Here is a 14,947-nt window from a genome sequence, read left to right as displayed (position 1 = left end):
GAATAATTAATTGATAGATAATTACTTAAGTGTTATAGATAAAAGAGAGATCATTACGGTCTCTCTTTTTTTAGAATTTTTTAGAGTGAGATGTTTATGTTACGCCAGGATGAGTGTTTACAAAAAATAACGCAAGAAATTAATAAAATTGTTGACATAGACCGCTAGTTTGTGGTAATTTATACAGAGTAATGTTTATGGAAGGTAATGGTATTTCCAAAACACCGGATATATCATATTATTCAATATATATATTTATTGTATAAACAAATGGAGGTGTAACGATGAGAGTAAAAGTTACTTTAGCATGTACAGAATGCAAACAGAGAAATTACAACACTACTAAAAATAAGAAAAACAATCCAGACAGAATAGAACTTAAAAAATATTGTAAATTCTGCAAAAAACATACTCTACATAAAGAAACAAAATAATTTCGTTTTACTTTAAGGGGTGAAATTAATGGCAGAAGAAAATCAGGCTGTTGAAAAGAAAGAAAAAGCTGGTCTGTTCGGTTACTTCAGAGAAACAAAAGCTGAGCTTAAAAGAGTAACTTGGCCGACTAGAAAAGAACTGTTCCGCAACACAGGTGTGGTTTTAGCAGTAGTTATATTTTCAACTTTAGCAATATGGGGGATAGATACAGTACTATCTGGTGCCCTTGCATTATTACTAAAGTAAGGTAAAGGAGTAAGAATTATGTCAGAATTACAAGAAGCAAAATGGTACGTTGTTCACACTTATTCAGGACATGAAAATAAAGTTAAAGCTACTATAGAAAGAGCGGTAATAACAAGAGGTATGGAAAATATCATAACTCACGTTGTTGTTCCTACTGAAAATGTAGTAGAGAAAACTCCAAAAGGAAATGAAAAGATAAGACAACGTAAAGTTTATCCAAGTTATGTATTAATAAAAATGATTATAACAGATGAATCTTGGTACGTAGTTAGAAATACTAAAGGCGTTACTGGATTTGTTGGCCCTGGATCAAAACCTGTACCATTAAGCGAAGAGGAAGTAATTGCTATGGGAATAGAATTACCTGCTCAGGAAGTTGTAGGTGGTGACGTAGATTTTGAACCTGGCGACGTTGTTAAAATCATAAATGGATCTTTTGCAGGTAACGTAGGTACTGTAGAAGAAGTTAACGCGGAGAAAAAAGAAGTAAAATTATTAACAGAAATATTCGGTAGAAAGTCCCCAGTAACTATAGGGATTCAAAGTATAGAGAAAATCTAAGGAGGTGCACTTTAAATGGCTAAAAAAGTAATAGGTCAGATAAAATTACAGATACCTGCTGGAAAAGCTACACCAGCACCACCAGTTGGTCCAGCACTAGGACAGCACGGTGTCAACATAATGGGATTCACAAAGGAATTTAATGCAAAAACTGCAGATCAGGCTGGAATGATAATACCAGTTGTTATAACTGTATATCAGGATAGATCATTCAGTTTCATAACTAAAACTCCTCCAGCTGCTGTTTTAATAAAGAAAGCTTGTAATCTTAAATCAGCATCAGGAGAACCTAACAAAAAGAAAGTTGCTAAAATAACATCTGCACAGGTAAGAGAAATAGCAGAATTAAAAATGCCTGACTTAAATGCAGCTAACGTTGAAGCAGCAATGAGCATGATAGCTGGTACAGCTAGAAGTATGGGTGTAGAAGTAGTTGACTAATTATTAGTTGATTAACTTTTAAACATCAAAAACCGATTTATCGGAAATTAAAAAATATTAAATTAGAATTTAAAACACTTTGTTTTATATGAAGTGGGAGGTCTAAAGACCGAAATTACCACAAGGAGGAAAATTAATAATGGCTAAAAGAGGTAAAAGATACGCAAACGCGTTAAGCAAAATAGACAGAAGTAATTTATACGATGCTTCTCAGGCTTTATCATTAGTATGTGAAGTTGCAGAAGCTAAATTCGACGAAACAGTTGAAGCACACGTAAGATTAGGTGTTGACTCAAGACACGCAGATCAGCAGGTTAGAGGTGCTGTTGTATTACCAAACGGTACTGGTAAAACTAAAAAAGTTTTAGTTTTCGCTAAAGGTGAAAAAGCTAAAGAAGCTGAAGCTGCTGGAGCTGATTTCGTAGGTGCTGAAGAAATGGTACAGAAAATACAGGGAGAAAACTGGTTTGATTTCGATATAGTTGTTGCTACTCCAGACATGATGGGTGTAGTTGGTAGACTAGGTAGAGTATTAGGACCAAAAGGTTTAATGCCTAACCCTAAATCAGGAACTGTTACATTCGACGTAACTAAAGCTGTTAACGAAATAAAAGCTGGTAAAGTTGAATACAGATTAGACAAAACTAACATAATACACGTTCCAATAGGAAAAGTATCATTCGGTGGAGAAAAACTTGCTCAGAACTTTGCAGTTTTAATGGAAGCTATAATAAAAGCTAAACCATCTGCTGCTAAAGGTCAGTACTTAAGAAGTATATCAGTTGCTTCTTCAATGGGACCTGGTGTAAAAGTTAACCCAGCAAGAGTTACTGAATAATTTAAAAAAACTGTTGACACAGGTTGACAAAAATGATATCATATCATAGTCAATGTAAAAAAAGAATAGATTTGCCGTAGACAGTGGGTGCGTAAGCTTAATTTCCCACCGAGGTTTTAGATATATTATTTAGAATGTTTAAGCCTCTGCGTCCGTCGATACAGAGGCTTTTTAAATGATACGGTAAATAAAATAACATCTATTTGATAAGGAGGTGCGCAGATTAATGAGAAAAGCTTTAGAAGTTAAATCATTAGTTGTTTCTGAAATAGTAGAAAAATTAAATAATTCTTCTTCTGCAGTTGTAGTTGACTACAAAGGATTAACAGTTGCTGAAGTTACAGAATTAAGAAAAGTTATGAGAGAAGCTGGTGTTGATTACAAAGTATACAAAAATACTTTAGTAAGAAGAGCTGCTCAGGAAGTAGGAATAGAACAGTTCAACGATGAATTATTAGTAGGAACTAACGCTATAGCATTTGGATACGATGATCCAGTTGCTCCAGCTAGAATACTTAAAAAATTCATAGAAACTCATCCAAAAATGAAATTAAAAATGGGTGTAGTTGAAGGTGAATTCTACGATGAAGCTAAGATAATGGAATTAGCAAACATACCATCAAGAGAAGAACTTATCGCAAAATTACTTGGAAGCTTAAAAGCTCCAGTATCAAACTTCGTATACTTAGTAGATGCGATAGCAAAGAAACAGGAAGAAGAAGCTTAATAGCTGCTTAGTCCAATAAACAAACGGGAAAAAGTCGAAACGACTTACCAGAATATAATTAATTAAATTAAACAAGAGAGAAAATTCGGAGGTGCTTAAAATGACAATAGAACAGATATTAGAAGCTATAGAAAACATGAAAGTTTTAGAATTAAATGAATTAGTTAAAGCTGCAGAAGAAAAATTCGGTGTTTCTGCTTCAGCTCCAGTAATGGTAGCTGGTGCAGCTGGTGGAGCTGCTGCTGCAGAAGAAAAAACTGAATTTGACGTAGTATTAGCAGATGCAGGATCTTCAAAAATAGGTGTTATAAAAGTTGTTAGAGAAATAACTGGATTAGGATTAAAAGAAGCTAAAGAAGTAGTTGACAACGCTCCTAAAACAGTTAAAGAAGGAGCTTCTAAAGAAGAAGCTGAACAGATAAAAGAAAAACTAGAAGCTGCTGGTGCAAAAGTAGAAGTTAAATAGTTTTAATTTTACTGAACAATAAACTAGACGACAAAAGTGTCCATAATTTAATGGACACTTTTTTTTTACAAAAAATAGAGTTTTTTCTGTTATATTGCATTGTAATGAGTTATTATATAGATAAGCATTCTGTATTTTTAAAAATTTTTTTGATTAGAAAAATATTTGAGGTCAAGAAATTTTTCGTTCGGAGAAAAAATACTTGGAAAAAGTTTAAATTTGTGCTATAATCATTAGATGCGTTATAGAATGAACTTTGAATAATAACTTTGAAAAATGAGAGGTGAAGAGTGAAATGCCACATCCTGTCACGATAGGTAAAAGAAAAAGAATGAGCTTTTCTAAGATAAAAGAAATAGCTGACGTGCCAAATCTTATAGAAATCCAGGTGGATTCTTATAAGTGGTTTTTAGAAGAAGGGTTAAAAGAAGTATTCGATGATATTTCACCAATAGAGGATTATACAGGTAATCTTATATTAGAATTTGTCGATTATTCTTTAGATGAAAATCCAAAATATGATATAGAAGAATGTAAGGAAAGAGATGCTACATATTGTGCACCTCTAAAAGTTAAAGTTAGACTTATAAATAAAGAAACAGGCGAAATAAAAGAACAGGAAGTATTTATGGGTGACTTCCCACTTATGACAGAAAGAGGAACTTTCGTTATAAATGGTGCGGAAAGGGTTATAGTCAGTCAGCTTGTAAGATCTCCTAGTGTTTATTACGCTGAAGAAAGAGATAAAACTGGTAAGAGATTAATATCTTCTACTGTTATCCCTAATAGAGGGGCATGGCTTGAATACGAAACTGATTCAAACGATGTTATATCAGTAAGAGTTGATAGAACTAGAAAACAGCCAGTTACTGTATTATTAAGAGCTCTAGGAATAGGATCAGATGCAGAAATAATAGAACTTTTAGGTGAAGATGAAAGATTATCAGCTACACTTGAAAAAGACAACACTAACACTGTTGAAGAAGGTCTTATAGAAATATACAAAAAACTTAGACCAGGTGAACCACCAACAGTAGAAAGTGCGTCTTCATTAATAAATGCACTATTCTTTGATCCAAAGAGATACGACCTTGCAAAAGTAGGTAGATACAAATTCAATAAAAAACTAGCAATATGCTATAGAATAATGAATAGAGTTGCTGCTAGAGATATAGTTAACCCAGAAACTGGGGAAGTGTTCGTAAAAGCAGGCGAAACTATAGGATACAATGTTGCTAAAGATATACAGAATGCAGGTATAAATGTTGTTCATCTATTAGTAGATGACGAAAAAGAAATAAAAGTAATAGGTAATAACTTTGTTGATATAGAAGCTCATGTAAACTTCGATATATCAGATCTTAAAATAAAAGAAAAAGTACATTACCCAACATTAAAAGAAATATTAGACAACTACGATGATGAAGAAGAAATAAAAGAAGCTATAAAATCAAGAATGAAAGAATTAATACCAAAACACATACTTCTTGACGATATAATAGCTTCAATAAGTTACGAATTCAACTTATTCTACGGTGTTGGTACTATAGATGATATAGACCACTTAGGAAACAGAAGAATAAGATCAGTAGGTGAATTACTTCAGAATCAGGTTAGAATAGGTCTTTCAAGAATGGAAAGAGTTATAAAAGAAAGAATGACTGTTCAGGACATGGAATCTATAACTCCTCAGGCTCTTGTTAATATAAGACCGGTTTCTGCTGCGATAAAAGAATTCTTCGGAAGTTCTCAGTTATCACAGTTCATGGACCAGACTAACCCATTATCTGAATTAACTCATAAGAGAAGATTATCAGCACTTGGACCAGGTGGTCTTTCAAGAGAAAGAGCTGGGTTCGAAGTCCGTGACGTTCACCATTCACACTATGGTAGAATGTGTCCGATAGAGACTCCAGAAGGGCCAAATATAGGTCTTATAAACTCACTTGGAACATATGCAAAAGTAAATGAATATGGATTTATAGAATCTCCATATAGAAAATATGATAAAGAAACTGGAAGAGTAACAAATGAAATACACTATCTAACAGCTGATGAAGAAGATTTATTCGTCAGAGCACAGGCAAATGAGCCTTTAACTGAAGATGGTGAATTCATAAACAACAGAATAGCATGCAGAACTGTAAATGGTGCTCTAGAACTTCTATCTCCAGATAAAGTTGACTACATGGATATATCACCTAAACAGGTTGTATCTGTTGCAACAGCTATGATACCATTCCTTGAAAACGACGACGCCAACCGTGCCCTAATGGGATCAAACATGCAGCGTCAGGCAGTGCCTCTAGTAAGAAGAGAAGCTCCAATCATAGGAACAGGTATAGAATACAGAGCAGCAAAAGACTCTGGTGCAGTTGTTGTTGCTAAAAATGGTGGGGTTGTAGATAGAGTATCTGCAGATGAAATAATAATCAAAAAAGAAGATGGTACTAAAGATAAGTACAAACTTCTTAAATTCAAACGTTCAAATGCAGGAACTTGTATAAACCAGACACCTATAGTATCAAAAGGTGAAGAGATAAAAGCTGGGGATGTTATAGCAGATGGACCTGCAACAGACCTTGGAGAAATAGCACTTGGTAGAAACTGTTTCATAGCATTCATGACTTGGGAAGGTTACAACTACGAAGATGCCGTTTTAATAAATGAAAGATTAGTAAGAGAAGATAGATTATCTACTATACATATAGAAGAATACGAATGTGAAGCTAGAGATACTAAGCTTGGACCTGAAGAAATAACTAGAGATATACCAAACGTTGGGGAATCTGCAATTAAGAACCTTGATGATAGAGGTATAATCAGAATAGGTGCTGAAGTCGATTCTGGAGATATATTAGTTGGTAAAGTTACTCCAAAAGGAGAAACTGAACTTACTGCAGAAGAAAGACTTCTAAGAGCTATATTTGGTGAAAAAGCTAGAGAAGTAAGAGATACTTCACTTAAAGTACCTCATGGTGAATCAGGTATAATAGTAGACGTTAAAGTGTTTACAAGAGAAAATGGAGACGATTTATCTCCAGGTGTAAACGAACTTGTAAGATGTTACATAGCTAAGAAGAGAAAGATAAAAGTCGGAGATAAAATGGCCGGTCGTCACGGTAACAAGGGGGTTATCTCAAGAGTATTACCAGAAGAAGATATGCCATTCATGGAAGACGGAACACCTATGGATATAGTACTTAACCCACAGGGGGTACCTTCTCGTATGAACATCGGACAGGTACTTGAAGTTCACTTAGGTTTAGCAGCTAAAAAACTTGGTTGGTATGTAGCTACATCAGTATTTGATGGTGCAAACGAGTACGATATAATGGATGCTCTTGAAGAAGCTGGATACCCAAGAGATGGTAAACTTACTTTATATGATGGTAGAACAGGTGATTCATTCGACAACAGAATAACTGTTGGTTATATGTATTACCTAAAACTACATCACTTAGTTGATGATAAACTTCATGCAAGAAGTACTGGACCTTACTCACTAGTAACTCAGCAGCCTCTAGGAGGTAAAGCTCAGTTCGGTGGACAGAGATTCGGGGAAATGGAGGTTTGGGCTCTTGAAGCATACGGAGCAGCTCACATCCTTCAGGAAATATTAACAGTTAAGTCAGATGACGTTGTAGGACGTGTAAGAACTTACGAAGCTATAGTTAAAGGTGAAAATATACCTGAACCAGGTATACCAGAATCATTCAAAGTTCTTATAAAAGAACTTCAGTCATTATGTCTTGATGTTAAAGTTCTTACTGCTGAAGATCAGGAAATAGAAGTAAAAGAATCTGTTGATTACGAAGATGACGGTATATCAGTAGCAGATTTCGAATTAGATGTTATACCAGATGACATAGAGGAAACTCATGTTATTGAAGAAGTAGAAGACGAATTCGGGGATAACGAAGAAATAGATTTCGATGGTTTATCTGATGGATTTGAAAACGACGATATGGACTACGATGATGGTGCATTCGACGATGATGATATGTAATAACTAAAATATAAGCTTTAATTTAATAGTAATTTCAGGGTTATAGCTGTCTGGAATTCAGACAGCTATAATCAAAGTTAGACAATAAAAATAAATCTCAAATAGAAGGGAGAGAACTCCTTGTTTGAATTAAACAATTTCGAGTCGATAAAAATAGGATTGGCTTCTCCAGAGAAAATAAGACAGTGGTCGAGAGGGGAAGTAAAAAAACCAGAAACTATAAATTACCGTACGCTGAAACCAGAAAAAGATGGTCTTTTCTGTGAAAGAATATTCGGACCTCAGAAGGACTGGGAATGTCACTGTGGGAAATACAGAAGAGTTAGATATAAAGGCGTAGTATGTGATAGATGTGGAGTTGAAGTAACAAAATCAAAAGTTAGAAGAGAGAGAATGGGTCATATAGAGCTAGCTGCTCCAATGTCTCATATATGGTACTTCAAAGGAATACCTAGTAGAATGGGTCTTCTTTTAGACATGTCTCCAAGAGCTCTTGAAAAAGTACTTTACTTTGCTTCATATGTAGTAACAGATCCAAAAGAAACTGGATTAACAGCTAAACAGCTTTTAACAGAAAAAGAATACAGAGATGCTGTAGACAACTACGGATATGGTAGCTTTGAAGTTGGTATGGGTGCTGAAGCTGTAAAAAAACTTTTACAGGATATAGACCTAGAACAGCAGAGTAAAGAATTAAGAGCTGACTTAAAAGATAGTACAGGACAGAAAAGAATAAGAACAATAAGAAGACTAGAAGTAGTTGAAGCATTCAGAAAATCAGGAAATAAACCTGAATGGATGATACTTGATGCTATTCCAGTTATACCACCAGACATAAGACCAATGGTTCAGTTAGACGGTGGTAGATTCGCAACTTCTGACCTAAATGATCTTTATAGAAGAGTTATAAACAGAAATAACAGATTAAAAAGACTTCTAGAATTAGGAGCTCCAGATATAATAGTAAGAAATGAAAAAAGAATGCTTCAGGAAGCAGTCGATGCACTTATAGACAATGGTAGAAGAGGTAGACCTGTTACAGGACCAGGAAACAGACCATTAAAATCTTTATCAGATATGCTTAAAGGTAAACAGGGACGTTTCAGACAGAACTTACTTGGTAAACGTGTTGACTACTCAGGACGTTCTGTTATAGTAGTTGGACCAGAACTTAAATTCTACCAGTGTGGTCTTCCTAAGAAAATGGCACTTGAATTATTCAAACCATTTGTTATGGATAAATTAGTAGAAGAAGGTTATGCACACAATATAAAAAGTGCGAAATCAATAGTAGAAAAAGTAAAAACTGAAGTATGGGACGTTTTAGAAGACGTTATTAAAAACCATCCAGTTTTACTTAACCGTGCCCCTACTCTACATAGACTAGGAATACAGGCTTTCGAACCAGTACTTGTTGAAGGTAAGGCTATAAAACTACATCCACTAGTTTGTACAGCGTACAATGCCGACTTCGACGGTGACCAGATGGCCGTTCACGTTCCTCTATCAGTAGAAGCACAGGCAGAAGCAAGATTCTTAATGCTATCTGTAAACAATATACTTGCTCCAAAAGATGGTTCTCCAATAACAACTCCTTCTCAGGATATGGTTCTTGGAAGTTACTATTTAACAATAGAAGCACAGGATGGTGCTAAAGGAACAGGTATGATATTCAAAGACTACAATGAATTATTACTTGCTTACTACAATAAAGTTGTTGAATTACACGCTTTAGTAAAAGTTAGAAAAGTTCTTCCTGATGGAAGATCTGCTCTAGTAGAAAGTACTGTTGGTAGATTCATATTCAATGAAGGTATACCTCAGGATTTAGGATTTGTAGATAGAGAAAAAGATCCATTCAGTTTAGAAATAGATGAAGTTGTTACTAAGAAATATCTTGGTAAAATAATAGATAAATGTTTCAGAAAACATGAAAACACTATAACAGCTGAATTACTTGACTATGTTAAAGGTATAGGTTTCAAATATTCTACTGTAGGTGGTATAACAGTTGCAGTTGCGGATATGGCAATACCTAAAGAAAAAGAAATATACATAGCAGAAGCTGAAAAAGAAGTTGAAAAATTAGGTAAGGCTTATAGAAGAGGTCTTATATCTGATGAAGAAAGATACGAAAAGGTTATAGCTACTTGGACAGAAACTACTGACAAAGTAACTAATGCCCTAATGGATAACCTTGATAGATTAAATAATATATTCATAATGGCTCACTCTGGAGCCAGAGGTTCTAAGAACCAGATAAGACAGCTAGCAGGTATGCGTGGACTTATGGCCAATGCATCTGGTAAAACTGTCGAAATACCAGTTAAATCTAACTTCCGTGAAGGTTTATCAGTACTTGAATACTTCACATCTGCGCATGGGGCTAGAAAAGGTCTTGCCGATACAGCTCTACGTACAGCCGACTCTGGTTACTTAACAAGAAGACTTGTTGACGTCAGCCAGGACGTTATAGTAAGAGATATAGACTGTGGAACTACAGAAACTACAGAAGTTCTTGCTATAAAAGATGGAAACGAAGTAATAGAAGAAATATACGATAGAATAGTTGGTAGATATACTATAGATCCTATAGTACATCCAGAAACTGGTGAAGTATTAGTTCCTGCAGATTCTATGATAAAAGAAGATGCAGCTGAAAAAATAGTTGCAGCAGGAATAGAAAAAGTAAACATAAGAACAGTTCTTAACTGTAAAACTAAACATGGTGTTTGTTCAAAATGCTATGGTAGAAACCTTGCTACAGGTAAAGAAGTTAATATAGGAGAAGCAGTTGGTATAATAGCAGCTCAGTCAATCGGTGAACCGGGTACACAGCTTACAATGCGTACATTCCATACAGGTGGGGTTGCCGGTGGAGATATAACTCAGGGGCTTCCAAGGGTTGAAGAGTTATTCGAAGCTAGAAAACCAAAAGGTCTTGCTATAATAACAGAAGTAAGTGGACAGGTTAAAATAGATGAAACAGGTAAGAGAAAAGAAGTAATCGTTGTTCCAGCTGAAGGTGAAGCTCAGACATATCAGATACCTTATGGCTCAAGAGTAAGAGTTAAAGATGGACAGATGGTAGAAGCTGGGGATCCAATAACTCAGGGTTCTATAAATCCTCATGATATAGTTAGAGTTAAAGGAATCGGTGGAGTACAGGATTACATAGTTAAAGAAGTACAGAGAGTCTACAGACTACAGGGGGTTGATGTTAACGATAAACATATAGAAGTTATTGTTAGACAGATGCTATCTAAAGTTAAAGTAGAAGATCCAGGAGATACAGATTTACTTCCGGGTGGATATGAAGATGTTCTTGTATATGAAAAATGTAATGAAGATGCAATAGCTCAGGGATTAAGACCTGCAGTTGCTAAGAGAGTATTACTTGGTATAACTAAAGCATCTCTTGCTACAGAATCATTCTTATCTGCCGCTTCATTCCAGGAAACTACAAGAGTTCTTACTGAAGCAGCTATAAAAGGTAAAGAAGACCACTTAATAGGACTAAAAGAAAATGTTATATTAGGTAAACTTATACCAGCTGGTACAGGAATGAAGAAATACAGAAATATAGCAGTTGAAAAAATTGAAGAATAATTTGACACAAAAATGTGTGAAATGTAAAATATCAATTGTTGACAACAGTTATATTAGGTGATAAAATAATAAAAGTGTGATTTAAAAGTACACTAAGGGCTTTTTATAAAGCTCTTAGTGCTTTTAAGTTATAGAAGAAAGTAACAAAGAACTAAAAGCATCAAGCTAAAAGCACAGCAAATCAATCGTAAAGAAACGATTGTAGTTGGCGATCACTGAAAGATCGAAAATAAAAAAGAAGGAGGTGCAGATGATGCCAACAATTAACCAATTAGTTCGTAAAAGTAGAAAAGACATACTAAAAAAATCTACTGCTCCAGCACTACAGAAGGGGTATAACTCATTAAACAAAAAAACAACTGACGCAAGTTCTCCACAGAAAAGAGGAGTTTGTACTTCAGTTAAAACAGTTACTCCTAAAAAACCAAACTCAGCTTTAAGAAAAGTTGCCAGAGTTAGATTAACAAACGGTATAGAAGTATCTGCTTATATACCAGGTGAAGGACACAACTTACAGGAACACTCTGTTGTTCTTATAAGAGGTGGTAGAGTAAAAGACTTACCAGGGGTTAGATACCACATACTAAGAGGTACATTAGATACTGCTGGTGTAGACAAAAGAAGACAGTCTAGATCAAAATACGGTGCTAAGAGACCTAAAGACAAAAAATAAGAAAAGTTATATAGTATAACGAAAAAACAAAAACAGACATAGATTATAATGTGATTAAAGAAGTTAGGTGCTTTAAATATAGATATATTTATGGCATCACGGCTGACTATTCGATGTCGAGTACCTATGATTTAAATTTTAATAATTAAGGAGGGAAGCGAAATGCCAAGAAAAGGTAACGTTCCAAAAAGAGAAGTATTACCAGATCCAATGTACGGAAGTAAGGTAGTTACTAAATTAATAAACAATTTAATGTTAGACGGAAAAAGAGGAAAATCTCAGAAAATAGTATACGATGCATTTGATTTAATAGCTGAAAGAACAGGAGAAGACGCTTTAGAAGTTTTCGAAAAAGCTATGGAAAACATAATGCCAGTATTAGAAGTAAAAGCTAGAAGAGTTGGTGGGGCAAACTACCAGGTTCCAATAGAAGTTAGACCAGACAGAAGACAGACATTAGGTCTTAGATGGTTAGTAAGATATACTAGAGCTCGTGGAGAAAAAGGAATGGTTGAAAAGCTAGCTAAAGAAATAATGGACGCAGCTAACAACACAGGAGCTTCAGTTAAGAAAAAAGAAGATACTCATAAAATGGCAGAAGCTAATAAAGCATTTGCTCACTACAGATGGTAGGATTTTAAAAATCGGATTAAATAGAAATCTTCCAATTAAATTCGTAAATTAAGGAGGAAAAAGATGGCTAGAGAGTTTTCACTAGAAAATACTAGAAATATCGGGATAATGGCCCATATAGATGCAGGAAAAACTACTACTACAGAAAGAATTCTTTTCTATACAGGTAAAACTCATAAAATAGGAGAAACTCATGAAGGGGCTTCTCAGATGGACTGGATGGAACAGGAAGCAGAAAGAGGTATAACAATAACTTCAGCTGCTACAACTGTTACATGGAAAGGTAATAGAATAAACGTTATAGATACTCCAGGTCACGTCGACTTCACAGTTGAAGTTGAAAGATCTCTAAGAGTTCTTGACGGTGCTGTTGCTGTATTCTGTGCTAAAGGTGGGGTTGAACCTCAGTCTGAAAATGTATGGAGACAGGCAGAAACTTACGGAGTACCAAGAATAGCATTCATAAACAAAATGGATATACTTGGTGCAGACTTCTACAATGCAGTAGAAATGATGAAAACAAGATTAAGTGCAAACGCTGTTGTTCTTCAGTTACCAATAGGTAAAGAAGATGACTTTGTTGGTATAGTTGACCTATTAAACATGGACGCTATAATATACAAAGACGACAAAGGTGTTGAAATGGAAGAAACTGATATACCAGAAGATATGAAAGAAATGGCTCAGGAATGGAGAGAAAAAATGGTTGAAGCAGTAGCTGAAACTGACGAAGAGCTAATGATGAAATATCTTGAAGGTGAAGAAATATCAGTTGAAGAATTAAAAACTGCTATAAGAAAAGCTACAATAGCTTGTGAAATGAACCCAGTATTCTGTGGTACTGCTTACAGAAATAAAGGTGTTCAGCCTCTTATAGATGCTATAATAGACTACTTACCAGCTCCAACAGATATACCATCTATAAAAGGTATATTAGAAGATGGAGAAGAATCTGAAAGACATGCTTCTGACGAAGAACCATTCTCAGCATTAGCATTCAAAATAATGACTGACCCATTCGTTGGTAAATTAGCATTCTTCAGAGTTTACTCTGGTACTCTTGAATCTGGTTCATATGTATTAAATGCAACTAAGAACAAGAGAGAAAGAATAGGACGTATACTTCAGATGCACGCTAATACAAGAACTGAAATAACTGAAGTTTACGCTGGAGATATAGCTGCAGCAGTTGGTCTTAAAGATACAACTACTGGTGATACACTTTGTGATCCAGCAGCTCCAATAATACTTGAATCAATGGAATTCCCTGAACCAGTTATATCTGTTGCTATAGAACCAGCTTCTAAAGCAGCTCAGGAAAAAATGGGTATAGCTCTTCAGAAACTTGCTGAAGAAGACCCTACTTTCACAGTTAGAACTGATGAAGAAACTGGACAGACTATAATATCAGGAATGGGTGAATTACACCTTGATATAATAGTTGACAGACTTTTAAGAGAATTCAAAGTTGAAGCTAAAGTTGGTAACCCTCAGGTTGCTTACAGAGAAACAATAACTCAGCCAGTTGACGTTGAATACAAATACCAGAAACAGTCAGGTGGTAGAGGACAGTACGGTCACGTTAAAATCAGAGTTAAACCGACTGAACCAGGTGAAGGATATAAATTCGAAAACAAAACTGTTGGTGGATCAGTTCCTAAAGAATATGTTGGTCCAACTGACATGGGTATACAGGGAGCTATGCAATCTGGTATAGTTGCTGGTTATCCAGTTGTTGACGTTGCTGTTGAATTATACGATGGTTCTTACCATGAAGTCGATTCATCAGAAATGGCCTTCAAAATGGCAGGTTCTATGGCATTCAAAAAAGCTATGCAGCAGGGTAACGCAGTATTACTAGAACCATACTTCAAAGTTGAAGTTGTTACTCCAGAAGATTACATGGGTGACGTTATGGGTGACTTAAACTCAAGAAGAGGTCTTATACAGGGAATGGAAGCTAGATCAGGTGCTCAGGTTATAAACGCATTTGTTCCAATGTCTGAAATGTTCGGATACTCAACTGACCTAAGATCTATGACTCAGGGTCGTGCAACATACACAATGATATTTGACCACTACGAACAGGTTCCAGCATCAGTTGCTAAGAAAATAGTAGATGGTAAATAATAAATAAAATAAAACAAAATAAACAAACACACAAATATTTAAAAAGCACAAAATAGAAGGGTAGCAACTTCTTGCTACCCTGATAAATAAATTTTAAAAAATAATATTACTAGGGAGGATTTTTAAAATGGCTAAAGCTAAATTTGAAAGAAGTAAACCTCATGTTAATATAGGTACTA

The 14,947-nt window shown here is 35.0% G+C and carries 12 protein-coding genes and 1 other annotated feature; all 12 genes read left to right on the top strand.

Going from position 1 to position 14,947, the window contains the following annotated elements; genetic code table 11:
• Nucleotides 1–284: 284 nt before the first annotated feature.
• The 12 genes from rpmG to fusA all read left to right on the top strand — a co-directional run bounded on the left by rpmG (nt 285) and on the right by fusA (nt 14,768).
• Complete coding sequence (gene rpmG / locus DWX74_RS10540) at nt 285–434, top strand: 50S ribosomal protein L33 (protein WP_006440482.1); 150 nt, start codon at nt 285–287, stop codon at nt 432–434.
• Nucleotides 435–462: 28 nt separating this feature from the next.
• Nucleotides 463–681 carry a preprotein translocase subunit SecE gene (gene secE / locus DWX74_RS10535; RefSeq protein ID WP_006440483.1) on the top strand — a complete coding sequence of 73 codons (219 nt, stop codon included), beginning with the start codon at nt 463–465 and terminating at the stop codon, nt 679–681.
• Nucleotides 682–699: 18 nt separating this feature from the next.
• Entirely contained in the window at nt 700–1,242 is a 543-nt protein-coding gene (nusG, locus tag DWX74_RS10530; protein ID WP_006440484.1) for a transcription termination/antitermination protein NusG, read from the top strand.
• Nucleotides 1,243–1,257: 15 nt separating this feature from the next.
• The gene (rplK, locus tag DWX74_RS10525; RefSeq protein WP_006440485.1) at nt 1,258–1,683 is read left to right on the top strand and encodes a 50S ribosomal protein L11; all 426 of its coding nucleotides are present in this window, start codon (nt 1,258–1,260) and stop codon (nt 1,681–1,683) included.
• A 139-nt stretch (nt 1,684–1,822) separates the two neighbouring features.
• Nucleotides 1,823–2,521 carry a 50S ribosomal protein L1 gene (gene rplA / locus DWX74_RS10520; RefSeq protein ID WP_006440486.1) on the top strand — a complete coding sequence of 233 codons (699 nt, stop codon included), beginning with the start codon at nt 1,823–1,825 and terminating at the stop codon, nt 2,519–2,521.
• A gap of 56 nt (nt 2,522–2,577) precedes the next feature.
• Nucleotides 2,578–2,704: a sequence feature (ribosomal protein L10 leader region), on the top strand.
• Between the two features lie 43 nt (nt 2,705–2,747).
• Nucleotides 2,748–3,248 (top strand): 50S ribosomal protein L10, encoded by a 501-nt coding sequence (gene rplJ, locus DWX74_RS10515; RefSeq protein ID WP_006440487.1) that lies wholly within the window; start codon nt 2,748–2,750, stop codon nt 3,246–3,248.
• 100 nt (nt 3,249–3,348) lie between these two features.
• Nucleotides 3,349–3,714, top strand: a complete 366-nt coding sequence (rplL, locus tag DWX74_RS10510) for a 50S ribosomal protein L7/L12 (RefSeq protein ID WP_006440488.1) — start codon at nt 3,349–3,351, stop codon at nt 3,712–3,714.
• Nucleotides 3,715–4,009: 295 nt separating this feature from the next.
• Nucleotides 4,010–7,723 (top strand): DNA-directed RNA polymerase subunit beta, encoded by a 3,714-nt coding sequence (gene rpoB / locus DWX74_RS10505; protein WP_118549903.1) that lies wholly within the window; start codon nt 4,010–4,012, stop codon nt 7,721–7,723.
• Between the two features lie 120 nt (nt 7,724–7,843).
• On the top strand, nt 7,844–11,332 hold the full coding sequence (gene rpoC, locus DWX74_RS10500) for a DNA-directed RNA polymerase subunit beta' (RefSeq protein ID WP_006440490.1): 3,489 nt from the start codon (nt 7,844–7,846) through the stop codon (nt 11,330–11,332).
• A gap of 253 nt (nt 11,333–11,585) precedes the next feature.
• Nucleotides 11,586–12,005 carry a 30S ribosomal protein S12 gene (rpsL, locus tag DWX74_RS10495; RefSeq protein WP_040410588.1) on the top strand — a complete coding sequence of 140 codons (420 nt, stop codon included), beginning with the start codon at nt 11,586–11,588 and terminating at the stop codon, nt 12,003–12,005.
• Between the two features lie 162 nt (nt 12,006–12,167).
• The gene (rpsG, locus tag DWX74_RS10490) at nt 12,168–12,638 is read left to right on the top strand and encodes a 30S ribosomal protein S7 (protein ID WP_006440492.1); all 471 of its coding nucleotides are present in this window, start codon (nt 12,168–12,170) and stop codon (nt 12,636–12,638) included.
• Nucleotides 12,639–12,701: 63 nt separating this feature from the next.
• Nucleotides 12,702–14,768 carry an elongation factor G gene (gene fusA, locus DWX74_RS10485; protein WP_118549902.1) on the top strand — a complete coding sequence of 689 codons (2,067 nt, stop codon included), beginning with the start codon at nt 12,702–12,704 and terminating at the stop codon, nt 14,766–14,768.
• Nucleotides 14,769–14,947 lie beyond the last annotated feature (179 nt).

It is taken from the genome of Peptoclostridium sp. AF21-18 (assembly GCF_003478825.1).
GTDB lineage: Bacteria > Bacillota > Clostridia > Peptostreptococcales > Peptostreptococcaceae > Peptacetobacter.
This window is presented reverse-complemented; position numbering and strand designations above follow the sequence as displayed.